The organism is Sporosarcina sp. P19, from assembly GCF_002743165.1.
In the GTDB taxonomy this organism is placed as follows: domain Bacteria; phylum Bacillota; class Bacilli; order Bacillales_A; family Planococcaceae; genus Sporosarcina; species Sporosarcina ureae.
Genome location: NZ_PDYR01000005.1, coordinates 25856 through 51337, shown reverse-complemented (window position 1 = coordinate 51337; position 25482 = coordinate 25856). Strand labels below are relative to the sequence as shown.

Annotated in this window: 19 protein-coding genes and 3 riboswitches; of the genes, 13 read left to right on the top strand and 6 right to left on the bottom strand. The window is 43.1% G+C overall.

What is annotated here, in order from left to right; translation table 11 throughout:
- Positions 1-3: 3 nt before the first annotated feature.
- On the top strand, positions 4-756 hold the full coding sequence (locus tag CSV74_RS07345; protein WP_099691184.1) for a 2-phosphosulfolactate phosphatase: 753 nt from the start codon (positions 4-6) through the stop codon (positions 754-756).
- 12 nt (positions 757-768) lie between these two features.
- A complete protein-coding gene (locus CSV74_RS07340) occupies positions 769-2418 on the top strand; it encodes a long-chain-fatty-acid--CoA ligase (RefSeq protein WP_099691183.1) in 1650 nt (549 codons plus the stop codon).
- Between the two features lie 116 nt (positions 2419-2534).
- On the opposite strand, the gene dapA is transcribed toward CSV74_RS07340, so the two are convergent.
- A complete protein-coding gene (gene dapA / locus CSV74_RS07335; RefSeq protein WP_099691182.1) occupies positions 2535-3428 on the bottom strand; it encodes a 4-hydroxy-tetrahydrodipicolinate synthase in 894 nt (297 codons plus the stop codon).
- A gap of 117 nt (positions 3429-3545) precedes the next feature.
- A riboswitch (Lysine riboswitch) is annotated at positions 3546-3723 on the bottom strand.
- 296 nt (positions 3724-4019) lie between these two features.
- On the opposite strand from dapA, the gene grpE reads away from it, so the two are divergent.
- Both grpE and CSV74_RS07325 read left to right on the top strand, forming a co-directional pair.
- The gene (grpE, locus tag CSV74_RS07330; RefSeq protein WP_158231767.1) at positions 4020-4610 is read left to right on the top strand and encodes a nucleotide exchange factor GrpE; all 591 of its coding nucleotides are present in this window, start codon (positions 4020-4022) and stop codon (positions 4608-4610) included.
- Between the two features lie 84 nt (positions 4611-4694).
- Positions 4695-5915, top strand: a complete 1221-nt coding sequence (locus CSV74_RS07325) for a tetratricopeptide repeat protein (protein WP_099691180.1) — start codon at positions 4695-4697, stop codon at positions 5913-5915.
- A 115-nt stretch (positions 5916-6030) separates the two neighbouring features.
- Here CSV74_RS07325 and CSV74_RS07320 read toward each other — a convergent pair whose 3' ends face one another.
- Positions 6031-7104, bottom strand: coding sequence for a YARHG domain-containing protein (locus CSV74_RS07320; RefSeq protein ID WP_099691179.1), 1074 nt, complete (start codon positions 7102-7104; stop codon positions 6031-6033).
- 286 nt (positions 7105-7390) lie between these two features.
- Here CSV74_RS07320 and CSV74_RS07315 point away from each other — a divergent pair, with 286 nt between their 5' ends.
- Positions 7391-8905 carry a S8 family peptidase gene (locus CSV74_RS07315; RefSeq protein WP_099691178.1) on the top strand — a complete coding sequence of 505 codons (1515 nt, stop codon included), beginning with the start codon at positions 7391-7393 and terminating at the stop codon, positions 8903-8905.
- A 67-nt stretch (positions 8906-8972) separates the two neighbouring features.
- Here CSV74_RS07315 and CSV74_RS07310 read toward each other — a convergent pair whose 3' ends face one another.
- From CSV74_RS07310 to CSV74_RS07300, 3 genes are read right to left on the bottom strand one after another with little or no spacing between them, the layout of a single operon-like run.
- The gene (locus CSV74_RS07310; RefSeq protein WP_099691177.1) at positions 8973-10013 is read right to left on the bottom strand and encodes an ABC transporter substrate-binding protein; all 1041 of its coding nucleotides are present in this window, start codon (positions 10011-10013) and stop codon (positions 8973-8975) included.
- Positions 10010-10762 (bottom strand): ABC transporter permease, encoded by a 753-nt coding sequence (locus CSV74_RS07305; RefSeq protein ID WP_099691176.1) that lies wholly within the window; start codon positions 10760-10762, stop codon positions 10010-10012. The genes CSV74_RS07310 and CSV74_RS07305 overlap by 4 nt, the downstream gene beginning before the upstream one ends.
- Entirely contained in the window at positions 10759-11529 is a 771-nt protein-coding gene (locus CSV74_RS07300) for an ABC transporter ATP-binding protein (protein ID WP_099691175.1), read from the bottom strand. Before CSV74_RS07300 ends, CSV74_RS07305 begins: the two co-directional genes overlap by 4 nt.
- Positions 11530-11614: 85 nt before the next feature.
- Positions 11615-11713, bottom strand: a riboswitch (TPP riboswitch).
- A 141-nt stretch (positions 11714-11854) separates the two neighbouring features.
- Positions 11855-12042, top strand: a riboswitch (cobalamin riboswitch).
- Between the two features lie 118 nt (positions 12043-12160).
- Between CSV74_RS07300 and CSV74_RS07295 the strand changes: the two genes are divergently transcribed.
- The 3 genes from CSV74_RS07295 to CSV74_RS07285 all read left to right on the top strand — a co-directional run bounded on the left by CSV74_RS07295 (position 12161) and on the right by CSV74_RS07285 (position 19396).
- On the top strand, positions 12161-15583 hold the full coding sequence (locus CSV74_RS07295) for a DUF4430 domain-containing protein (protein ID WP_099691174.1): 3423 nt from the start codon (positions 12161-12163) through the stop codon (positions 15581-15583).
- Positions 15584-15730: 147 nt separating this feature from the next.
- The gene (locus tag CSV74_RS07290; RefSeq protein WP_099669730.1) at positions 15731-16300 is read left to right on the top strand and encodes a TetR/AcrR family transcriptional regulator; all 570 of its coding nucleotides are present in this window, start codon (positions 15731-15733) and stop codon (positions 16298-16300) included.
- A gap of 39 nt (positions 16301-16339) precedes the next feature.
- Positions 16340-19396, top strand: coding sequence for a YhgE/Pip domain-containing protein (locus CSV74_RS07285; RefSeq protein ID WP_099691173.1), 3057 nt, complete (start codon positions 16340-16342; stop codon positions 19394-19396).
- Between the two features lie 244 nt (positions 19397-19640).
- On the opposite strand, the gene CSV74_RS07280 is transcribed toward CSV74_RS07285, so the two are convergent.
- Complete coding sequence (locus CSV74_RS07280; RefSeq protein WP_099691172.1) at positions 19641-19961, bottom strand: GRAM domain-containing protein; 321 nt, start codon at positions 19959-19961, stop codon at positions 19641-19643.
- Positions 19962-20787: 826 nt separating this feature from the next.
- Between CSV74_RS07280 and CSV74_RS07275 the strand changes: the two genes are divergently transcribed.
- Genes CSV74_RS07275 through rbsC form a run of 5 tightly spaced genes read left to right on the top strand, consistent with a single transcriptional unit; the run spans position 20788 to position 25470 of the window.
- Complete coding sequence (locus tag CSV74_RS07275) at positions 20788-21765, top strand: LacI family DNA-binding transcriptional regulator (protein ID WP_099691171.1); 978 nt, start codon at positions 20788-20790, stop codon at positions 21763-21765.
- On the top strand, positions 21765-22643 hold the full coding sequence (gene rbsK, locus CSV74_RS07270; protein ID WP_099691170.1) for a ribokinase: 879 nt from the start codon (positions 21765-21767) through the stop codon (positions 22641-22643). The genes CSV74_RS07275 and rbsK overlap by 1 nt, the downstream gene beginning before the upstream one ends.
- On the top strand, positions 22640-23029 hold the full coding sequence (gene rbsD / locus CSV74_RS07265) for a D-ribose pyranase (RefSeq protein ID WP_099691169.1): 390 nt from the start codon (positions 22640-22642) through the stop codon (positions 23027-23029). The genes rbsK and rbsD overlap by 4 nt, the downstream gene beginning before the upstream one ends.
- A gap of 16 nt (positions 23030-23045) precedes the next feature.
- The gene (locus tag CSV74_RS07260; RefSeq protein WP_099691168.1) at positions 23046-24542 is read left to right on the top strand and encodes a sugar ABC transporter ATP-binding protein; all 1497 of its coding nucleotides are present in this window, start codon (positions 23046-23048) and stop codon (positions 24540-24542) included.
- Positions 24529-25470 (top strand): ribose ABC transporter permease, encoded by a 942-nt coding sequence (gene rbsC, locus CSV74_RS07255; protein WP_099691167.1) that lies wholly within the window; start codon positions 24529-24531, stop codon positions 25468-25470. Before CSV74_RS07260 ends, rbsC begins: the two co-directional genes overlap by 14 nt.
- Positions 25471-25482: the final 12 nt, after the last annotated feature.

Here is a 25482-nt window from a genome sequence, read left to right as displayed (position 1 = left end):
AGGGTGAGAATTCATTTGCTTTTTAAGAAAGAAGAGTTGAATGAGGCGAAGCTCAATGCGACCAAAACAGTTGTAGTCTTTGATGTGTTATTAGCGACTTCTACGATTTCTGCCTGCCTGTCGTTTGGCGCACGGACAGTGATTCCAGTAGCTGATGAAGAGGAAGCGCGTGAAATTGCGGAAAATTTACCGACTGAAGAGTATTGTATGGCTGGTGAATGGAACGGTTTACCTATAGAAGGGTTTTCCTATCCATTGCCGCTAGCCCTTCAAGGGGAAGTTGCGGGTAAAACGTTAATATTGCGAACGACTAACGGTACAGTGGCCATCCGAAAAGCTGCAGCTGCGCGTAAAGTATGGATTGCTTCATTACTTAATAGTCCAGCAGTTGCCAGAAAAGTATATGAAGAATATGAAGATGAAACGATTTTGCTCACTTGTGCAGGATCTGCCAATCAATTTTGCTTAGAAGACTTCTACGGTGCAGGGTACTTTTTGTCCGAGCTGATTCAGCTAGCAGGGGAGAATGCTGTTCAATTAACGGACAGTGCTCTCGGAGCCAAGTCGTTCTATGAGAATCAGAAAGATCAAAATGAAATGTTACTCGCACAAACGCAAGTAGGCAGAGCGATGCTGGAGATGGGTGTAGGTGAAGATTTACATTTCGTCAGTCAAAAAGGGCAGTTGGAGGTCGCGCCTTATTTGTCTGGACAGAAAGTCATCTGTGATACGTGTATAAGCGTATACAATAATTGAGGAGTGAATCGTATGAAACATACAGCCCATTTTGAATTTTGGCCGCCACGCATTGCAAAATCCCTTACATTACCTGAAACAACGATTTATGATAATTTGGCGATCACTGTGAAGAAATATCCGAATAAAACTGCGTATGAATTTTATGGCGGATCTGCAACATACAGTCAATTACTGGACGAAACAGAGAAGATGGCAGGGTATTTGGAACAAGAGTGCCAGGTGAAGCAAGGTGATCGTGTCTTGTTGCTTATGCAGAACTCGCCCCAATTTCTTGTGAGTTTATTTGCGATATTGCGTGTGCGAGCAGTAGTGGTCGCGATCAATCCGATGAGTACGACTAATGATTTGCAGTTTTTCCTAGAAGACGGCGATATTCGACTGGCGTTTATTGGACAGGAACTGTATCCGAAACTAGAGCCGTTAATAGGTACGACGACACTTCAAACAGTAATTTCTGCCGCTTATTCGGATTATATTGATGAAGGAAAAGCGTTGGCTGAAATTCCTGGAGAAGTAAAGGCGCCTGCTAAAAAACTAGCGAAGACTGTTTCGTGGAAATCCGCGTTGGATGCGGCTCAAACTCCGTCAGACTACGCAGGTGAGAGTGACGATATGGCGATGATTCCGTATACGTCAGGAACGACAGGAGCCCCTAAAGGATGTATTCATACGAATCGTACGGTGCAGGCCAATACGACAGGTTCCTATCACTGGATGACGATGAGTCCGGACACGGTCGTATTGACAAGTTTGCCTTTATTTCATGTGACTGGACTCACGCATAGTGCGTTGAATCCTATTTTGGCAGGGAGTAATATGGTGATTCTGACGAGATGGGATCGCGACTATGCGATGAAGGCGATCGAGCAGTTTCAAGTTAGTCACTGGATCAACATTAGTACGATGCTGATCGATTTCCTTGCGAATACTAAACTCGCGGATTATGATATTTCGTCTCTGGAGATTGTCGGTGGCGGAGGAGCTACGCTTCCTATCGCAGTGGGTGAAAAACTGCGTCAACGAACGGGACTTGATTATGTAGAAGGGTACGGTCTATCCGAAACGATGTCGCATACTCATTTCAATCCGCCAAACCGTCCTAAGTTGCAATGTCTTGGTATTCCGGCATTCGGTGTAGATGCCCGCATTATTGATCCGACGACAGGAGAAGAGCTCGGAGTAGAAGAGGAAGGCGAGCTGGTGGTCCATGCGCCTCAGATGTTTAAAGGCTACTATAATCAGGAAGAAGAAACGAAAGCGAGTCATATGATGCTAGACGGTATACAATTCTTCCGCACTGGCGATATCGTGCGAATTGATAACGAAGGCTATTTCTTTATCGTAGACCGCGTCAAGCGGATGATTAATGCGGCCGGCTTTAAAGTGTGGCCGACGGAAGTGGAGTCAATCCTTTATAAACATCCGGCGGTTCAGCAAGCATGTGTCGTTCGGTCTCCTGATGAAGTGCGTGGTGAAACGGTTAAAGCACTCATTATTTTGGATCCAGAATATAAAGAAAGTGTAACGGGCGAAGAGATTATCGAGTGGTCGAAGGGGCAGATGGCTAGCTATAAATACCCGCGAATTGTCGAATTTCGGGATAGTTTCCCGACTACGAGTAGTGGGAAAATCTTGTGGCGTCAGTTGCAGGATGCGTAAAAGATAACTAGATGAAACACCATGACTATTATATAGAAGTGACTCAAAAAGCTGCACCGAATAGACCGAATCTTGCGGTCATCTCGGTGCAGCTTATAGTTGTTTCTATAAATCGATCAAAGACCGACTGCGGATTGATTACGAAGAGCTAGCAGGTCTTTCAACGACTCTACTTGTTCGTCAGGCAACGCAATCATTGGTAAACGAACGCCACCCACCGGTACACCTGTCAAGTTCAATGCAGCCTTTGTAGGTGAAGGGTTCGGAGCAGCAAACATCGCTTTCATGATCGGCAATAGACCGCGGTAGATGGTAGCCGCTTGCTTTGTATTACCTGTTTTGAATTGACGCACCATTTCTTGCATTTCATTGCCTATAATATGAGCGGAAACCGATACGACGCCTGTGCCGCCAATAGCTAGTACAGGAAGTGTAGACGAGTCATCACCTGTATAAACAAAGAAGTCGTCTTCCGTATGCTCGATAATCGCTGCAACAGCATCTAGATCACCGCTTGCTTCTTTGACAGACGTAATATTCGAAACGTTGTTAGCTAATCGGATAATCGTATCGGGGAGCATATTTACAGCGCTACGTCCCGGGATATTATAGAGCATGATCGGTAATGTAGTCGTTTGTGCAATCGTTTGGAAGTGCTGGTACAACCCTTCTTGACACGGCTTATTATAGTACGGCACGACAAGCATGATTCCGTCGACGCCAGCTTCTTCTGCTTGAATCGTCAAGTCAATGGACTCTCTTGTACTGTTCGTTCCTGTACCTGCAATAACCGGTGCACGACCTGCAACTGTTTGCACAGTGAACTTGAATAGTTCCACTTTCTCTTGCGCAGTAAGAGTAGGGGACTCACCTGTCGTACCTGCGACGACTAATGCGTCTGTTCCATTGGCTAGTAAGTGATTGATTAAGTTTTGTGTTGCTGGGTAATCGATGTCTCCTCTTTCATCAAACGGAGTAACCATCGCTGTCATAATTGATCCGAAATTCATTATTCTCCACATCCTATCATTTTATTAAGAAACATAGAGGTGGGGGCGATACGTAATTGAACGCAAAAAGCAACAACGAGGGCTCGCTGTTGCGTTGAAATAATGAATTATTTCTTTGCACGAGATAGCCCACCATATAGTCTCCTATATGACAATCCTGCACTTGTTCAGTCCAGGATCAGCTTAGAGATCATGAGCATCTCGCCGCTTCGGCAAATTCCCCTTTCCACAATCTTCACAGAACCTCATGATTCTCCGATTGTGTACTAATGGTTTTTGCGCCTCTATCCTTATTTCCGAATTATCGAAATAAGTGAAAGTTTAATTAACCTTACTGTACTTGGTATTCGAAGAAATAGCAACCTTAATTTTTCTAGATGTTTTATAGGTGTACCTTCTGTCTATCTATGACACATTGTGCAATAATACGTCAACCCGTGTATCGTAGTCGCCTCATTCCTTCGACAATTCGTGGCCCAGTATTGTGTTAGCCACCAAAAAGTGCTATCTTATCAGTATAATAGCCTAAGCTTAGACTGGGCTTTTCTTGCTTGATTTATGCATTATATGTTTTCTGAAAAGGGGAATTCGATGAGTACTATACATGAGTCCGCGAATAACAGGCCGGAAGAGTTACAGCGTTTATTGGATAAAGAATTATTACAACTGGAGAAAATTACGATTGAAGATTTCGAAGTAGATCCTATTGAGAAGCCCGTTACGCAAGAAGACTTGAAGCAGTTTCAGCAGTTTACATCGACCAGTTTCCGCTCTCTAGAAGAGTTGCTCGAAAGCAATCAAGCTGTTTTGCCCGTTGATGAGGCCATTACACGTTTGCAAGATGAAGCATTGCAAGACCGTGTACAAATGGCGAAACGTGCAGTGCAGATCTTTACTTTATTTGAAGATGTACGTCAGACGGTTGACCCTGAATCTGTCGATTTAATTGCACAGCTAGACGCAGCGATGGATCAAGCACATCTTTTACTTGAAGAAATCGGTATACAAGAGTTATCGGTCTATGATGAGTATTTCGATGAAAGTTATATGGAAGCAGTTGGAACTATACCCGTTGAAGAAGCGCAAGGAATCGAGCGTTTTAAAGTAGCGGCTGTATTCCGTAGAGCCTTTTCAATAGAAGGTCTAGTCATTCAAGATGCATTAGTGAAAACGGTTTCGTAAAAGGGGGGACGTTTATGACGAGCATTACAAATGATCAATGGGTGAGTCACTACGTACGCCCGTTTAGTAGGTGGAGGTGATTCGATGAGTTCATTCACTAACGTTCCTATGCTGATTCAGCAAATGCAACAAGCCATACGACAGAAGCGTTACACGCTGGCGCTTGATACGATACGCGAACTGGAAAAGCTGAATGTTAGCCGTAAGCAAATTCTGTGGCATAAAGCATTGCTTGAAAGTAAGGTCGGGAATTTGCATGTGGCCTTAGCCTACTTAAAGGAATTAGATAGCGACGAGCTACATGCTATCAAGTTACAGCAAACGATCGTCGACAATTGGGACACGTATACGCAGATCATCGCTAAATATAACGATGCCGTATCGGAAATTCAGTTAGGATTTGGCGAAAAAGCACTACATATTATCGATCACGCGATGGAACTTGCAGGAAAACTGCCTATTCCGATTGAATTATATCGCATGAAAACGGTGTTGTTGGCACGTTATGAAAGTGACCCTTTATCTCGCTATACGGCGGGGTTACCTATGTATGCGCTTGATGATCCGACAATCAAACGTGTCGTGGCGGCAGAACCTCCACGTCCAGATATCCCACGGCCGATTCCGAAGCCGAAAGTTAAGCGTAAGCTAAAAAAAGAAGCGGCAGTACTACTCGCTAGTATAGCAACCGTCCTATTAGTATTCGTCGTCTGGTTAGTTGCCAATCTCATGGCACAGCCTGAAACCGCTACGGAGTCGCCAACTACAGCACCCGTGAAAAAGCCGGCTATAACGGAGACTGCGTCTAAGAAAGACGAGCCGGTTAAAGAAGTGGTCGCAACAACTAAAGAAGAAACTAAGCTTGAATTCGTTTCCGATGAAGCGGCGAGAACGTATTATAATGAAGGCTATAAGCAATTTATGAAAGAAGACTTCCCAGCGGCTGTGGTGTACTTGGAATATGCTATGCGTACGGAGGAAAGTGATTACTTCACGGACGATGCCTCGTACTTCCTAGCTTCGAGTTATTTGCGTGAGCAGAAGTATGAAGACGTGGTGAAAATCGCGAAAGCATTCCGTAAAGAAAAAGATGTGAATTATAAGGAATCACCTTATCGAGAGGGAATTCGTCTTCAAGCAAGCCGCGCTTTGTGGCAGCTTGGTAAGGAAACTCAAGCTATTTCGATTTTGGATGAGTTGATTAACAAGTCCGATGAAGATTGGGTGACGTATGAAGCGAGAGCTATGAAGAAGTTCGTAGTCGATGGTGAGAGTAGTAGTGAGGACGAGGAAGAGACTGGTTGAGTTAGCATGGGTTCGCGCTTTTTTGTGTCGATATCGCGCCATCCACCAGTGCGTCCAAACCACAAAAATAGAGCAATCCGTTAAGTCAACATGACTTAACGGATTGCTCCTTCTTTTATTCCAGTGATTTAATCAATTCAACATTATGTTTCTCCCACTCGGTCATCTTGCCATCGAAGGATGGATCCGGGCTGTACCAAGACTGTGAGCCAAAGTAGTTTTGCATTTCTTTTGATTTGAATACATAGCCATGTCGTGCATAGATTTCATTACGCGCTAAACGTAAATCATCTTTTGACAATCCTTTTAAATCGGATTCGTCGAGGAACACGTCACCGCTGTATGAGATGATGAAGTGGTCATTTGAAGCGTCAGCTGGAACTTCTTTAATCACCTCTTTGACAATAACGGTTTCGACGGGTTCTTCTTCCACGACGTCGTTTTGCACGACTGGCAAATCGTTGTCGGTTTCCACGTTCGTTGCAATGGCCAATTCTTTGATGGAATCAAAAGCGAGGTGAACTGATTGCTTCGCTCCAAATACGTTCGCCTGAATTTCTTCACGCACGCTTTCGTCATTCAAAGTCGTGGTCATTTTGATGGGATAAATTCCTGCCATATACGGGCCGAATTCTGCTTGTTCTTTACTCTTTTTAATATAGCCCATCTCGGTATCGTGAATGGATAGTACCGTTTCGTCTCCGATCGATTTCACTTTGAGGATATAGCCCGCTGGATTAATCGTATAGCGGGGAAAGAGGCCGAATCGCTTACCATCCGCACGTATGGAGAACATGCCGTCGTCGGTCGTTTCTCGTAAATTGTTTTCTATTACTTGTACGATGGAAGGGTTCTTCTCGACCAATGTAAGTAAGGCTTGTATGCTATCCCTGTTGATCGAAATCCGACTATCTTTCGGTACAATCAATTCATGCAACTCGTCTTGATCCTGCTCGATCAGTGCTGAAATGAATTGCTCTGTTATTGCCTTCCGACCATATTTATTTTCAATAGTGTAATAACCTATAATCGCGACAAGCACAGCAGTAATCAATAAAATGGGATACAGTGGTGTTTTCAATAACGAACGTTTTTTATTGGAATAGCGGGATGCAAGAAACGCTTTACAGTGTGTGCAGTACTCTTGCTGAATTGTATTCATTTCTTTACATATCGGACATTTTTTCATATAAATTCTCCTACTTCATGCTATGGCTCTATCTTTTGAAAGCGAGTATAGATACCAATGTAGTCAAGATTATACTATGACTGACGGGATTATTCTAGATGTAAGGACGGTTGTTGTGTAATGGAAGTAGGTCGCAGGATATTCATTCCAAGGAATGTTTCAAAATTCGTCATTTAAAGTAGTTCTATCATACGCCTAGTATGTATGAAGATGGTAAAAAGTGAGTTATAATGGTTTAAAAGAATCCCATATTACTAAAGTGTGGCAGGGAGGAAAAGAGGGGCGAATGAAAAGACGGCATCATGTAGTTTTGATTGCCTGCATTGGATTGCTGGCGGTACTTGGATTTAAAGGGGTAGTCAGTGCAGAAGCTGCTTCAAATGAGTTGTTGATAGAGTACGAAGAAAATCGTCAAACATTTTCTGTAGACGATAGCGTACCCGGTGTAGAAAGCCGCGAACCTATCACAGACAAAGTGGAGTTATGGAGCTTTACAGATTCTGCTGATACGCTATTAATGAAGGAACAACTTCTCAAAGATCCCAACGTCTTACATGTTGAACCGAACTATGAGCGCTATTCGCATGTTGTATTCAATGATCCTATTCTAGTGAAGCAGTGGTGGATACCACAAATGAAGCCGCAGTGGATGTGGTCTAGGGTGCAAGAACAAAAGAAAATGACCGTCGTGGCAGTCATTGATTCCGGCATTGATCTACAACATGAAGATTTACAGGGCCGAATTCAGCCAGGCGGTTATAACTTTTACGCAAATAATTCGAATCTTCAGGACGTCAATGGCCATGGCACAGCTGTCGCAGGCGTAGTCGCGGCTAAGGCTGGAAATAATCTGGGTGTAGTAGGTATTGCGGGAACATATGAAACCAAAATATTGCCGTTGAAAATCTCGCATCTGAACGGTCTCAGTAAAGTGTCGGATAGTATTAAGGCGATTGATTACGCCATCAAGAAACAAGTCGATGTAATCAATATGAGTTACGGAAGCAGCATGTCTTCTCAAATGGAAGAAAAAGTGATTCAGCGTGCAGTCGAATCGGGTATCACGGTCGTATCGTCTGCAGGGAATGATGCAACGAAAGGGAATTCGATCATGTTTCCTGCATCTTATCCTTCCGTCATTTCAGTTGGCGCAACGGAAAGAGATAATCAGCGCGCTTCCTTTTCAAACTATAACTCTCACGTGAGCTTAGTCGCTCCAGGTGCGGCAATCTATACGACAACCCTTGCTAATAGCTATAAGTTAGTCAGTGGAACATCTTTTTCGGGACCAATGGTAGCAGGTGCAGCGGCTTTGGTAAAATCATTGAAGCCTGAAGCAACACCGGCTGAAATCAGACAGTTACTAGAAATGACCGCGACAGACCTAGGCGCGCCGGGTAAAGATATTCATTTTGGTGCAGGGATAGTAAGTTTAGAGAAACTGAGCCATGCGTTACCAGCTAGTTCTACACCTATTCCGCCAAATGAATTTACAGGCGATTTTCCAGAACTAAAAGTACAAACGAATAAAGTATTCACAATCAAATTTACTAATGAATTACTACTTGGAAAAGACTACTCAAAACATATTTACATTACCCGTTCGCCAAATAGCGCAGAACGTATCGAAAGCTTTACAGCGAAAGTGGATCCTACAAATAGCAAGCAATTATTAATTACACCAACTAAAGAATGGCAACTAGGAGTTCATTATTTACGCGTGGAGCAAGGGTTGCAGAATAAAAAAGGTGTCGCAATGAAAAAGTCATTTGCTGTGAAGTTTACGGTACTTCCTCGCTAATTCCATAGAATCGAAAAAGGCTATTGCGGTCAGTCATAGAGACTTCCGCAATAGCCCTTTGTGCGTGTTACTTCGTTATTTTAGAAAACATTTCACCTGTGCTGACGTCTAAAATCATATCGTCCACTTCAGGTTTCGTCTTGATCAATTCCATCTCATGTAGCCAGTCCCGCACTTCTTCCCAAGATGTTTCATCAAGCGTACCAAATGCTTCACCGTCTGTATCCATCTTCGGTAATAACACATTTAAACTTTCCGTTTCGATTGCTTTGTCTAACGGGAAGTTCGCTTGATCTTGGTTGCTTAGCAAGAGGTCGAGAGCTTCTTCGGGTTGTTCTACCATAAATTCATACCCTTTTTGTGCTGCCCGCCAGAAAGCCTGGATAGCGTCTTGTTCTTTGTCCCATGTATCATCACTCGTCAACAACACAATTTCACTATAATTTGGCACGCCATAGTCTACTGGATTAAAGTAGCGCGTTTTGAAGCCTTTCGATTCCATAACAGGCACTTCGTGGTTAATAAATGTTCCTGTCACGGCATCGGCACGTTTTGAAACGAGTGAAGATTCCAGTTCGAATCCAACGTCGATCATATTCACTTTGTCATAATCGCCACCGTCATTCGTTACCATCGTTTTAATCAAAGATTCGTTTAGTGGAATTCCTGGATAACCGATTGTTTTACCTTCGAGATCTTTAGGTGATTGAATCGAACTTTCCTCTAGCATGACAGTATAATTTAGTGGCTCTCGCACAATCGAAGCAATTGCTTTAACTGGAATGTCTTCATTGGCTTGCGCTAAAATGACATCCGGTTGGTAATACAGTCCAAGAGTCACTTTTCCTGCTGCGGTCAAGTTCATTGGATCGGTCGGATTGGCAGGGAATTGTATATCCACTTCCACGTTCTCTTCATTAAAATAGCCTTTTTCCTGGGCTACATAAATATAGCTATGTACTGCATTTGGATACCAGTCGAGCATGATACTGACTTTTTTCTTTTCATTTTTCGGTGTCTCTTCGTTATCTGCGGGAGACTTATCATTATTGCACCCAGCTAGCAGTACAAGAAGAAAAATGATGCTAAGGAATAGATGTTTTCTCATTGGTGATTCCTCCATTGTAAAAAGTGTTTTTCCAATACGACGACGAGTAGAAAGAAAATAATACCTACTGCAGAAAGCAAGACGATCGGTGCGAATACAGCGGCACTGTCAAATTGCGTCATCATTCTTCTGCTGAAATATCCAAGTCCTGCCTGAGCACCCAGCCATTCCCCAATGGCCGCACCGATTACACTCAGTGTGACCGCCACTTTAAGTCCAGAGAAGAAAGATGGCAAAGCGGAAGGTAGGTCTAGTTTATAGAAGATATCTTTTGCGGACGCACCCATTGTTAGCATTAATTCACGTAAATTTTTATCTGAAGAGCGCAAGCCGTCGAAAACGCTGACGGTAATCGGGAAAAAAGTAATCAGTACCGTAACCGCGACTTTACTCCAAATACTGTAGCCGAACCATAAGACGAAAATCGGTGCGAGCGCGATGACCGGAATCGTTTGCGACGCGATCAGGATAGGGTAAAACGCCTGCTCGATCGGTTTCTTACTATACATCGCAATTGCCAGTGTGGATCCGAGCATGATTGAAATCGATAAGCCGATTAAGATAGTTAAAGCAGTCGGAGGTAAGTGGTGGATAAACAGCTCCGTTTTTAGCTCCCATAATCTGATCAGAATCGCTGAAGGGGACGGGAAGAGAAAGCTTTTGTCGTAAAGACGTGCGCTAATTTCCCATAGGCCCAGTAAAATCGAAACGAAAAGTATAGACCAACTATACGAAGTGATTTTCTTCATAGCCGCGCCTCCGAACGAAGCTCACTAATAAGTTGCTCCTTCAGTTCCATCAGTTCGGGCCGTGCCAAGTCTCGCATAGTACGTGGTCGGCTAAGAGGCACGATGACTTCGCGAATCGTCTGTACTGGTCTTTCAGCTAGTACAAAGATGCGATCGGATAGAAATAAAGCTTCGTCGATATCATGTGTGATGAAGACGATCGTTTTATCGAGCTTCTGCCATTGATCGATCAGCCACTCTTGCATCGTCAGCCGTGTGATTGCATCCAATGCGCTGAATGGCTCGTCCAGCAATAAAACATTGGAGCCGGTCAGGATCGTTCGTAAAAAGGAAACCCGTTGTCGCATCCCACCTGATAAATTTCCAGGATAGGCGTTTTCTTCGCCTGCCAGTCCGAAATCAGCTAGTAGCTGGATGATCTGATCGGCAGTAGGTTTATCGCCTTGAAGTTCTACTGGTAATTGGACATTTTCAAGAATCGTTCGCCACGGCATAAGTAAGTCTTGCTGCGGCATATAGCCGACTTTGCCCAACCGCTTCGTTGTCACTTCTCCGTTCAATGAAATCTCACCACTGTCAGGATTTTCTAGACCGGTGACTAGTCGGAACAACGTGCTTTTCCCGTAACCACTTGGTCCAATGATGCTGACAAATTCGCCTTCATTTACATGCCAATCGACTTGATCAAAAATAGCAGTTGGTTTCGAAGCATTGGTTGCTCGATAATGAAAAGATACATTCGTAAACTCTAAAACCTTATTCGTCATCATTCTTACCACTTCTCATTTCTTCAAAAAATACACACAAAAAAACCACTTCTCTGTGCGAAGCGGTTGCATAGTACGGTCGAAATCCGTCATATGTCCACTTCCCTCCGCTAGCATTATCTAGAGCAGGTTTCGAGGGTTAAGGCGAACGCCTCTCTCAGCAACAGCACCCCTAGTGTTTATCCATATCTTATCGTTACATAGTCTGAAAAGATAGTCAAGATAGGAAAGGAATAAATTGGTCATTTATAGGAGGTTGGAAAATATTCTACACGTCAAAAATCTCGCTATTGCAATTGTTTTGTCGACTCATTATGATTAAGGGGAGTTTATAGCGTATTTTGGTGTCTTGCTAGTTTGCAAGACGTAAAAAGGAATCAGGTGAAAATCCTGAACGGTCCGGCCACTGTAATTGGAAAGTAACTTCAGACAACCACTGGTATTTATACTGGGAAGGTTGAAGTTGCGTTCGTATCCAAAAGTCAGGAGACTTACCATAATACAATGCTTACAGCCTTCCGGGAAAAGGTGTGTATGTTGTGTTGTATTATGTATGTCTAAACACGCATCCATCCTTGTCTCTTTCCGGAGGCGGGATTTTTTTATTGAGAAAAATAGGGGGTAGGAGTCGTTGAGGAAAGGTAGTCGAGTAAGCAAGACATTCTCTGTGTTGCTAAGTTTGTTGTTGGTGTTGTCGGTTTTAACTCCAACAGTACAAGCGGTTGATACAGGAGTAGAGAAAACCAAAGCAACGGTTGCCGAGCAGGCAGATGTGGAAGAATTATTAGCTAAAACCATTCAATTTTATAAAAACAAAAAAATGAAATTGGATTCGTGGCAAACATTAGTAGGACTTTACGCAGCAGGTGAAGACCTGAATAATGGCGAGTGGATATTACCAGAATGGCAAAAAGAAGATCCAGATTATCTAGAACCTATACATCATGGTACAGATCATATTCGCTTTATCTTCGGGTTACTCGCAATGAACGAAGATCCAGCAGATGCATGGGAAACGAATCGTAATCTTTATGCAGAATTAGCATCGCAACAAAACGAAGAGACAGGCTCATTTGGCGGCATTAATAAACATATGTGGGCCTTGCTTGCGATGGATACAGGCGAACGTCTAGGAGCCGACTTAGGTGAGTGGAATACAGATAAGAAACAAAAAGCGCTACAATTCTTATTCGATAACCAAAATGAAGATGGTGGATATTCATTCTTTGGTCCAGTTTCCGATCCAGATATGACAGGTATGGGCATGATCGCGTTGTCTACTTATCAAGGGGAAGAAGCGGCAGATGCAGTTATTGAAAGAACGAAGGATTTATTACGAGCTAGACAACTAGACTTAACGACGGGTGGGTTTAATTCTCCAGGTAATTTTGGAATGGGCGATAATGCCAACTCCACAGCGACAGCGATTTGGGGTCTAGCTGCAGTAAATGAAGATATACTAGCAGAAAAGTGGCATGTAGGCGATCAGACAGTAGTAGATGCAATAAAAGGTTTTCAGTTTGAAGACGGGTCTTATAAGTGGAAAGTGACTGATAAGAGTGCTAATTTAATGGCAACAGAACAAGTTTTACTTGCGTTGGCGGATATTAAAGCAGGAAGTTCTGTTTGGAATCGAATTGCTTTAAAAGCAGAACAACCTACAGCCAACGTGAAAGTCGATGGGGTAGATGCACCGATTCTTGCAAATACTGCAGTGGCATTCGAAACAGGCGATACGATTGTACAAGTTGTTGAACAGTTGTTAAAAGAACAAAATATTCCTTACGAGCTGGATCAACTGAGAGAAAATTTTGTATCGATTAACAACGTTCAAAATGGAAGCTTACATGGCACGGATCAGTGGGTTGTTGATGTAAATGAAGAATCATCTACTTCATTTATCGATAAAGCAGTAAACGACAATGATAAGATTCATATTTTCTATAAACGTAATGCAGTTCTCAAATCCATGACAAAATTGAAAGTCGGCGACAAGGATCCGACTATTGAAATCAAATTAAGTGGGGATACGTTTACGGAAGCGGCTTCAGATGCTAGTAATTGGACTGTAGGTAACAGTGACCTAACAGTTGGCTCCGTTACAGTTGATAGTAACCAGAAAGTACTTCTACATGTGCAAGGCGAAGTACCAAATGTAACGTTATCAATAACTGGACTTGCTAAAGCAGTGCAGTCGAATGTAAACACTACTGCAAATAATACTCCGGCTATACCAGAAGTTATTCGTACGGTAGACGATATGCTTGCGGATACGTTACGTTTCTATGAAGTGGAGAGATATAATAAAGATAATTTTAGATGGGGTATGCCTGGAATTAGTTGGACAGAATTGGTTGCATTGGGTGCGTCTAGTTCACAATTAAGCGATGGTACAGCACAATTACCAGATTGGCTCACTAAAGATCCAGGATTACAGAAAGATGAAGCAGATACGCATCATATTCGCTATATCTTCGGTTTGCTAGCAGTAGGAAAAGATCCATCTACTGCATGGGAAACTAAACGAAATCTTTATGCAGAGCTAGCAGCACAACAAAAAACAGACGGATCGATCGGTGCTATAAATAAACACGTCTGGGCGATGCTCGCTTTAGATACAGGTGAGAAGCGTGGACAAGATGTAGGAACATGGGATAACACAACAAAAGAGAAAGCGTTACAACATATATTAAATCAAGAAAAAGATAAGGGTGGCTTTTCACTTTCATTAAAGGCGGCAGACATAGCGGATCCCGATATAACGGGAATGGTCTTGCTGGCACTAGCAAATTATCAAGATGATAGTGCAGCGAATGCAGCAATTGAACGTGCAAAACAAGCCTTGCGCGAACAACAACTTGATACAGCTGGCTGGGGCGCTTGGGGAGAAAATTCCAATAGTATTGCGACAGTCATTTCAGGTCTTGTTGCGGTAGGAGAAGACGTTACATCGGACAAGTGGCAAAAGGGCGGGAAATTGCCCTTAGATGCATTAAGCAAATTCCAAACGAAAAATGGTGCATTTGCCTTTACTTTACCTGCTGATCAATGGGTCAATACGAAAGCAGTAGAACAATCCTTAATTGCCCTACAAGAAGTTAAAACGGGTAAATCCGTATGGCAACAATTTTCTGAAGTGGGAAATGTAGAGCCGCCAGTTGAACCGGAGTATATAACATTTTCTGTAGAAACACGGACAATGGGGACTGGGGATATTATCAGCCCGAAACAGTTGAAAATTGAATCTGGAGATACGGCATTCACGGCATTAAAACGTGAAGTAGAAAATCTCTCCATACCAATCAAATTTACTGGTGTAGGTCCAACTATTTACGTGAAGAGTATAAATAATTTAGGTGAATTTGATGGCGGACCACTTAGCGGCTGGATGTATTCAGTCAATGGGGAGTTCCCGCAGTATGGTGCAGGAATTTATGAATTACAGAAGGATGATATTTTACGCTGGCAGTATACAACGAACTTGGGTGCAGATTTAGGGGATGATTGGAATCCTACACCTGAACACTCAGTCGAAGCACCTGAAAACGTAAAAGCAACCATTACGGATGGAAAGCTTCAAATTCAACTGAAAGATGAAAAGACAGGGGAATTCCAACCTGCCAAAGTAGAGAAAACAGAAGTGGTAGACGGAATTATGATCGTTCAAATTGGGGAGACGGGCGAAGTACTGGATGCGCTAAAAGGTCTTGAACTGCCTGCAGGAATAGTACAAGCGGTAGTGCTCAATAATGATCAACTGTATAATTATTTCGAAACGGTAAGTAAAATTGAAGCAACGAAAGAATGGAATATTAAGTTTTCAGGTGCATTACAGAATGATGCTGAGAACTTAGAAAAAGTAGTCGTTCGAAATGCAGCGGGCGAAATCGTTCAGGTTTCTACAACGCTTGGAGAAGATGGAAAGTCGTTAAAGATCAAGCCAAGTACTAGATATACTCAAGGTGAACTATACTACTTGACGATTACCGATGTACTATCAGCAAATGGAGAAGTGATTAAAGAACCTATTCGAAAAGTATTCGTGATTGAATGAAAATTATAGACTATCATGCAAGTCATTACCATATGGCTTGTATGATAGTTTTTTTGTGCAATATCTTGCATTCATTCATCAATCTATGTAGTATAATGACTAACAGACTGAAATGGTATTTCGGTCACTTTTAAAGGAAGTGTCATAATGGATCGCAGAGAAGAAATTATGTTGGCAGCTGAAAAATCATTTTCGATGTTCGGATATAAAGCGACAACGATGGACCGGGTCGCGAAGATTGCGAATGTGGGGAAGGGCACAATCTATACATTTTTCTCAAATAAAGAAGAATTATTTCATTCGATTGTTTGGAAAATGGTTGAAGAAATGAAAAACGTCTCCGAACGAACTGCTAAAGAAGGAGCATCTTTTCAGGAAAATGCCCATGCACGTATTATGCAGTTGCTGGAGTTTCGCGAGACGCATCAGCTATTCATTAAATTAATTGAAGAAGAGAAAGAGTTGCGTACACCTGCTGTAGGCGATGCGTTAACTTCTATAGAGAAGGAAATATTGAAATTCATTGCAGGAAAGATTGAGCGCGGTGTCGCAAAAGGTGAATTGAAGCCATGTAACAGCGAACTGATTGCTTTCCTTTTATTCAGATCTTATTTAGCACTAGTTAATGATTGGTCAAAAACACATGATGAACAGCTGACGGAGAAGCAAATAACGGACATTTTGAATGGTACGATCTTCTCCAGTTTGTTAGTTTGACGTGCGCATGACGAAATGTAGAGTGAGGGTTTATACGAAATGAATAAAATATGGTTTATAGTCAGACGGGATCTCCGGAATATCTTCAAGAATAAAGCAGCACTCATTGTCATTGCGGCGATTGCTTTTCTGCCTTCCCTTTATGCTTGGATGAACATCCTCGCTTCGTGGGATCCGTATTCCAATACAGAAGGTGTGGAGGTCGCAATCGTCAGTGAAGACGTAGGGGCAAAGATTGAGGACAAAGAATTCAATGTCGGAGATGAAGTGATTGTCTCGCTGACCAATAACGATGATCTCGGCTGGCAGTTCGTAACGAAAGACGAAGCGTTAAAAGGCGTGAAGCACGGGGATTATTATGCTGCGATCATCATTCCAAAAGACTTCTCGGAGAATTTAAGCAGTGTCGTCACCGACGATATGAAGAAGCCGACATTAGATTATTATATCAATGAAAAAATTAATGCGATTTCCCCGAAAGTTGCGGGGAAAGGTGCATCTGCAATAGTAGAAAATATCGATAAAACATTCGTTGAACAAGCGAATGAAGCAGTCATCAAAGTATTTAATAATCTGGGAGTAGAACTTGAAGACAATCGTGGGAATATCGAAAAGCTACGTGATTTAATTTATCAATTAGAATATGACATTCCAGATATTTATTCGAAATTACAGATGGTAGATAAAGGCTTGGATTTTGCAGATACTTCTATTGATCGCGTAGATGTCGTGCTTGACGACGTCAATGTAGTGCATGCCAATGCGAAAAAGTTAAACGCACGGTTGATTAGTAAGTTGCAGGAGAATGAAAAGACCGTGGATCACACATTGCGTGTCATCACGTCTAACTTGGAGAGTGCACAAACAGCATTCCGCAAAGTGCCCGATTTGACGAGTGAGCTGTCAGGTAAAGGTGAAGACGTCGATCGTATTGTCGATTCGCTACGGGATAAGCAAGACAAATTAGAAGATACGAATGCACGATTAGATGATATTTACGATTATTTGAAAAAACAGGATCAGAATCTAAAAGACTCAACGAATATTAAAGATTTGCAGAGTTCGTTGAATGAGAGCGCCACAGATTTAAACCGTCTGAAAAAGAATTTGGAAACGATCATTTCCGATTTGCAGAGCGGTAAAAATCCAGCAACCGATTTAATTACGCAAACACAATCGTTGTCGGATAAACTCGCTGAAGATATGGATAAAATTAAAGGCAATTACGAAAATGTATTATCCCCGCAAACTCAAAAGCTTATGAAGCAGTTGAATGAGCTTTCCGCGAATATCACGGGCTTATTGGATCGTGGGACCGAAGTGAATGGCAATGCGCAGGAAGTCGTTCAAGGCTTGATTGATAAGCGTGAATCCATTGATTTCAGCAAATACCAAGAACAACTCGACAGTATTTCCACTGCGATAGAAAGTCAGATTGGTAAAGTGGATTCGGTGATTTCCGTTTTAGAAGCTGCGGGTAATGTGACGGGCAGTGACCAAATTGTCGGTCTGCAACAACGATTCGTCGCGTTACGTGATCAGTTATCGTCGACTAAACAAGCCATCGATAAAGTGCAAGCTGCCATCAATAAAGGGGAAAAACCGAGCCTCGAGTTGTTGAATCAACTTCAAGGACAGCTACATGCGAGTCAGCAAAAGATTGCAGATGCACGGAATCAATTTGATGCAAATAGCCAAAAAGCGATTGCAGATACGATTAAACAATTACAAACTTTCGATGAAGGACTGCGCGATCGGTTCAATGAACTCCAAGCATCGAAGACAGAAATTGATGAGAAGCTCGCAGGTTTGCTAGAGACAGCGGAAAATCCTGAGGTTACGATCGGTGCTCTTCAAAAAATGGTTGGCCGGATTGATAATGGACTTTCGGCAATTGGCTCCATTAACAATGGCTTAACAGATCTTGAGAAATTCATTCATTCGGATAAACTGTCTGCTGAAATTGAGCGAATCAAAACGGTTCAAGACAGCTTGTCATCTGCCAATTCATCCGTTGACGGCTTAGTTGGACGAATCAATGAATCAAAAGCGAACGGTAAAAAGCATTTGGCTGAAGTCGATCGTGTATCCGGGGAATTGGATCGTTCGGTTGGGGAAGCTATCGATTTCGTCAATAGTGATTTGACGAGAAAGTATAAATCCGCGATGCGTGATGCAACCAATGCGTTGTATGACGTGTCCGACGTACTGGACGAGGTAAATGGACGGATTCCACGTCTTCGTAATGCGCTTGAAAAAGCGGATGCAGGGGTGGTACTTGGGAAAAAAGATTTGGCGAAAGCTCAGGAACTCTTCCCAGAAGCTCGTGAAACGATTGAAACGATGGCAGAGAAAATCCGCAAGTTAGAAGACGAAGGAGACTTGGATAAATTATTGGATGTTCTCTCGACAGATCCGGTAGGCGTCAGTAAGTTTCTCGCCGAACCGGTTGTCTTGAATGAACATGCGTTATATCCAATACCAAACTACGGTTCAGCCATGAGCCCATTCTATACGACACTTTCATTGTGGGTGGGCGCATTGCTCATGGTATCCACGCTGAAAGTCGACATCCGAGAAAAGACACGATTCAAGAGCTATCAAACGTATCTTGGACGGTTGATTATTTTCGCGGGGATTGGCACGGTTCAATCATTGATAGTCACACTCGGTGAATTATTCATCATGAATGTCTACGTCGTGAATAAACTACCGTTTGTATTATTCGGTGTACTGATCAGTGTCGTATTCGTTTCCATCGTGTACACACTCGTGTCCGTATTCGGTAACACTGGTAAGGTTATCGCGATCGTTTTGATGGTCATGCAGCTCGGTGCATCAGGAGGTACATTCCCCATCCAAATGGCACCAGAGTTCTTCCAAAAGATTTCCGCATTTATGCCATTCACACATGCGATCACGTTATTGCGTGAATCCATTGGTGGAATTATCTGGGCAGTAGCGTTAAAACAAATACTCTACCTGTCCATCTACTTCGCGTTAGCACTCGTAGCAGGGCTTGGATTGAAGAAGTTCTTTAATAAATCGAGTGATAAGTTTATTGAGAAGGCGAAGGAAAGTAATATTGTGATGTGATGGAATGATAGGGTAGATAGAAAGACTGTACTGGAGGCCATGTTTGTTGTGATGGCTTCTAGTGGCAGTCTTTTTTGTGTTTAGAGAGGTGGGTGGGGTAGGGACCGTGCAATTCGGAGCATAAACCGCGCTAGAGTAGAATGACATCGTGCCAAACTAGTCCGACACCGCGCTATTACACATCATTAGCTCAACAAAAAGAGCTGTCCGCCAGTTGGAACAACTCTTTTAAACTTAATTGTATTCACATCAAATCCCAAACCGTCTTGATAATCTCATCGCACTTCACAAAAAGTGAACTCTCTAAAACAAATGTATGCAGAGTACCATCTTTTAACTCGACGGTAATTCCGTTCGGCACAATACCCAAAACGTAGGAAGAATCGATATTATTGATGTCAGCAATATCAAACTCTAAAATATCTCTTTGAAAATGCATGTTTTGTGGCTGGAAGATAAAACGCTGATTTGTAATAAATAAATTCCCGCTGACGTAATCTATACTTTTGCGTAAGTCCACTGGTATTTCATATTGGACTGTTTCGTTTTCTCGATAATTCGTCATGCAGATCTCTCCTCTATGGATTTTATCTATGACTCTAATTTCATTTTACCTCTATAGATATGTATAGACAAGACATCTTAATTCGTTTAGGAGATTCTGGAAAAGGGGAGTATTCATTGTTGTTTGGTGTGCGCTCTATTGTTTGGGTTAATCGCTCTATGTATTGTGCTTTCTGCTCTATGTAGCTGGATATCCGCTCAATCCATATCCGCGAGCGCTCAATGTGTCGTCTCAAGCGCTCTATCGCCCGCGCCATCTGCTCAATCTCTGTCCGCTAGCGCTCAAAGTGTCGGCCTAAGCGCTCTATCGCTCGCGCCATTCGCTCAATCCATATCCGCGAGCGCTCAATGTGTTGGCTGAAGCGCTCTATTGCCCGCGCTATCCGCTCAATCCCTGTCCGCTAGCGCTCAAAGTGTCGGCTTAAGCGCTACTATCGCCCGCGCCATCCGCTCAATCCCTGTCCGCTAGCGCTCAAAGTGTCGGCCTAAGCGCTCTATCGCTCGCGCTATCCGCTCAATCCAAGTCCGCTCGCGCTCAAAGTGTCGGCCTAAGCGCTCTAACGCCCGCGCCATCCGCTCAATCCAAGCCCGCGAGCGCTCTAAGCAGCAGTGTACCCGCTCAATGTATCACGCTATCCGCTCTAAACAGCTGTATAACCGCTCAATCCCGCCTAGGAAATCCCCACAACAACCCCACAATCTAACCCAATATTCACTCAATAAACCCTACTCCCACCTAAATCCACTTCGCTATTGACACTAAAAAACTCCGTCTGTTATCATTATGTGTAACCGGTACCACATAGAACAGAATGTAGGTGAAATAGTTGGCAAATATACGGGATGTGGCTAAAGCTGCTGGAGTTTCAGTTGCGACTGTTTCACGCTATTTAAATAATAAAGGATACATAAGTGAAGAGGCGAAACGGGTGATTGCTAAGGCGGTGGAGGAGTTAAACTATCAGCCTAGTATGATTGCGCGTTCTCTTAGTACGAAGCAATCTACTTTTATTGGCTTGATTGTTCCCGATATCGTCAATCCGTTTTTTCCGGAACTGGCGCGTGCAATTGAAGATGTTGCGCTGGCGTATGGATACACGTTGATTTTGTGTAACTCGGATGAGGATCTTGAGAAGGAAATTAATTATGTAAAGACTCTGCAACAGAAATATGTGGCGGGGTTTATTGTTGCGTCGAATCATGTAGAAGCGGAGCATTATATGGGGCTGGATATCCCCATTGTAGCAATCGATCGAAGAATTCATTCGTCGATACCGTATATTGCGACGGATAACCGCGAAGGCGCTCGTTTAGGAACTGAGCATTTATTGGATAGCGGTTGCAGAAACATTCTTTGTATGCGCGGGCCTTCAGGATTAGGACCTGCTGATGATCGATTTGCTGGGTTCAAGGATGCGGTAAAGGGGAAGAAAATAGAAACACATATTATTGAATGTCCCTTTCATTTTGATATAGCGGAAACGATGGTGAAAAAGATTTTGCAAGAAGTGTCAATTGACGGGATTTTTGCGAGCAGCGACGTGACCGCAGCGGGTGCAATGAAAGCTGCGTATTCAGCGGGTATTCATGTACCGAATCAGCTTCAAATCGTTGGATATGATGGAACGATGCTTGCGAGCCAATTAACACCAGGCTTAACGACGGTAGCGCAGGACTTATATAGAATGGGTGCGATGGCAGCGAGGATGCTCATTGAATTAATTAAAGGGCAAGAGCTGACGGAGCGTGAAGTACTGATTCCGGCAGAGTTGCTCATTCGCCAAACAACGAGGAGTGAAGCATGATGATAACGGTAATTGGCAGTGCCAATATGGATTTGGTAGTTGGTACGAAACATTTCCCGGACCAGGGTGAGACGGTTCTTGGAAATGTGTTCGATACAGTGCCAGGTGGAAAAGGTGCGAATCAGGCAATTGCTGCAGCACGACTTGGCAGTGAAACACATATGGTTGCGTGCGTGGGAAATGATTTATTTGGTACGAGCATAGTGAACAATCTTCAACAGAATAAAGTCGGCGTCACCGGTGTAGGTACAGTGGATGGAGCTTCGGGTATCGCAAATATTTTGTTGTCAGAAGGGGATAATCGGATCATCGTCGTACCGGGTGCCAATTCTTTGTTGATGCCAGCACATATTGACGAGATAGAAGACCTCATTAAGCGCAGCCAATTGGTTATGCTTCAACTAGAAATTCCAATTCCTACTGTGATCTATACATTAGCGAAGTGCCAAGCATTAGGCATTCCGGTGATGTTGAATCCTGCACCAGCGGGCGGTTTCGAACTTGACATGATGCCTTCAATTACTTACTTAACGCCGAATGAAACGGAATGTGAACAGATTTTTGGCATGGACATGGTCAGTGCATTAGAAAAGTATCCGAACCGTTTGATTATTACGCTAGGTAATGACGGCGCACGATTCTTTGATGGAAAAAAGCATGTCATAGTAGAAGGCTTTAAGACAAATGCCGTGGATACGACAGGTGCGGGTGATACGTTTAACGGAGCGCTTGCACATGGAATAGTTGCGGGGATGGAACTGGAACGAGCAGTTCGTTTCGCAAATGCGGCCGCTTCACTTTCCGTAGAGAAGTTCGGCGCACAAGGCGGCATGCCTTCATTTCAAGAAGTGGAAGCGCGTTTGGAGGAGAGTCGATGAAAAAGCACGGCATGATCAATCGCGATATTGCGGCTGTGCTGGCTAAAATGGGTCACACCGATCAATTGACGATTGCGGATTGCGGTCTGCCGATTCCTGAAGGTGTTCCGTGTATCGATCTTTCGTATACGATTGGAAAACCTGGATTCACGGAGATTTTATTGGAATTACTGAAAGACTTTCAAGCAGAAAAAGTATATATTGCAAGTGAAATAAAAGAAGAGAATCCTACAGTCTATAGTGAAATTACACAACTAGAATGTCCGATAGATGAGCTGACACATGATCAATTAAAAGAACTATCAAGACAATCGAAAGTTATTATTCGTACAGGAGAGGCGACACCTTATGCCAATATTATCGTCCAGTCAGGCGTCATATTCTGAAAGTGGGTGTGCAGAGATGATTGCGATGAGCGGGATATCGAAAAGTTTCAATGGAAATAAAGTACTCGACAATGTGGAATTTAATGTAGTCAAAGGCGAAATCCATGCGCTCATGGGAGAGAACGGTGCAGGGAAATCTACGATGATGAAAATTCTGACAGGGATCTATTCGCGTGATTCAGGGGAGATCTCGGTCAAAGGTAAGAAAGTGGAATTTAAGAACGCCAAGGAAGCTGAAGCAGCGGGAATTGCGGTCATTCACCAAGAGCTCAATATTTTACCTGACTTGACAGTTGCAGAGAACTTCTATTTAGGTAATGAAAAGACATTCGGGAAAAGCGGAATTTTGAAGACGAAAGAAATGAATCGTCAAGCAGAAGAAATTCTGTCGAAGTTAGGCTTGCATGTCGATGCGCGGACTATCACGCGTGATTTATCCGTTGGTAAACAGCAGATTATTGAGATTGCGAAGGCGGTTTCTTCTAATGCAGAATTAATTATTATGGATGAGCCGACTGCAGCATTGACGGACCGTGAAATCAAAACGTTATTTAAAACTGTTCGAGCATTGCAAGCGGAAGGCGTTTCATTCGTTTATATATCACATCGGATGGAAGAGATTTTCGCGATGTGCGATCGTATTACTATATTACGGGACGGTCAATACGTCGGTGTGCGGAATATCAAGGACACGACGTTTGAAGAAATCGTGCAGATGATGGTTGGACGTGAATTGGGTGAACGATACCCAGCCCGAGCGTGTGAAATTGGCGATGTGAAACTAAAAGTAGAAAGTCTCTCGCGCAATGACTATTTTGAAGATGTATCGTTTGAAGTGCGAAAAGGTGAAATCGTCGGTATTGCCGGATTGATGGGTGCGGGGCGTACGGAAGTGATTCAATCGATTTTCGGCTTCAAGAAACCGACTGCGGGCAAGATTTTCATTGATGGGGAGCAAGTGATTATTTCAAATCCGTTGCAAGCGAAAAAGCTTGGGATCGGATATGTCACAGAAGACCGGAAAACTGAAGGGTTGATTCTCGATTTTTCGGTTCAGGAAAATATGTGCTTGACAAACTTCAATCGAATTTCCAATTCAGGTGTCATTCAACGAACGAAAGAAAGTCAGTTGTATGACACGATGTCTAAACGTCTCGGTGTTCGCACGTCTGGACCTGAACAAATCGTTAAGTCATTGAGTGGTGGTAACCAGCAAAAGGTCGTCATCGCAAAATGGCTTGGTATTGAGCCAGATATTTTGTTTTTGGATGAACCTACAAGAGGAGTCGACGTGGGTGCGAAGAAAGAAATTTACAGCATTATCAATGAATTGGCTGAGCGTGGAGTCGCGATTGTGATGATTTCATCCGAACTACCGGAAGTGATCGGTATGGCAGACCGCGTGCTCGTCATGCATGAAGGTCAATTGATGGCAGATATACCGAAAGAGGAAATGACACAAGAACGAATTATGCATTTTGCAACAGGAGGTGACAAAGTTGTCCAAGACTAATATGAAATCGTCATTACAGAAATTAGGACCGTTCATTGGTTTATTATTGATTGTGGTCATTATTTCCATTATGAGTCCAAGTTTTTTAACGCTGAACAATTTGTTCAACGTATTGCGTCAAGTGTCAATTAACGCATTGATTGCGTTCGGGATGACGTTTGTTATTTTGACAGGTGGAATTGATTTATCAGTTGGATCGATTCTCGCGTTAACGGGTGCCGTGACAGCAGGTATGATGTCAGGCGGTATGGATCCGATTTTGGCTATGCTACTCGGCATATTACTAGGTGTGCTGCTCGGTGCAATCAACGGTTTGATTATTGCGAAAGGGAAGGTCGCACCATTTATCGCAACACTCGCGACGATGACGATTTTCCGCGGATTGACTTTAGTCTATACTGAAGGACGCCCGATTTCAGGACTTGGCGATTCATTCACATTCCAAATGCTCGGAAAAGGATATATTTTCGGTATTCCGGTTCCGGTCATCACGATGGCGATCTCCTTTGCAGTGCTGTACTTTATATTGAAGAAAACGACATTCGGACGCCGTGTATATGCGGTCGGTGGCAATGAAGAAGCGTCACGTCTTTCTGGAATTAATGTCGATCGAGTGAAGATTTATGTCTATTCATTGGCAGGCGGTCTAACGGCAATCGCGTCACTTATTTTGACGTCACGTCTAAACTCCGCACAGCCAACAGCGGGTAATATGTTTGAACTCGATGCGATTGCGGCCGTTGTACTTGGCGGAACAAGCTTGACTGGCGGTCGTGGTTGGATTGTCGGTACTTTAATCGGTGCATTGATTATAGGTGTCTTGAATAATGGTTTGAATTTGATAGGCGTATCCTCTTTCTTCCAACAGGTAGTTAAGGGTGCAGTTATATTAATTGCAGTACTCTTAGATCGCAAAAAAACCGCATAAGGAGATGTGAAT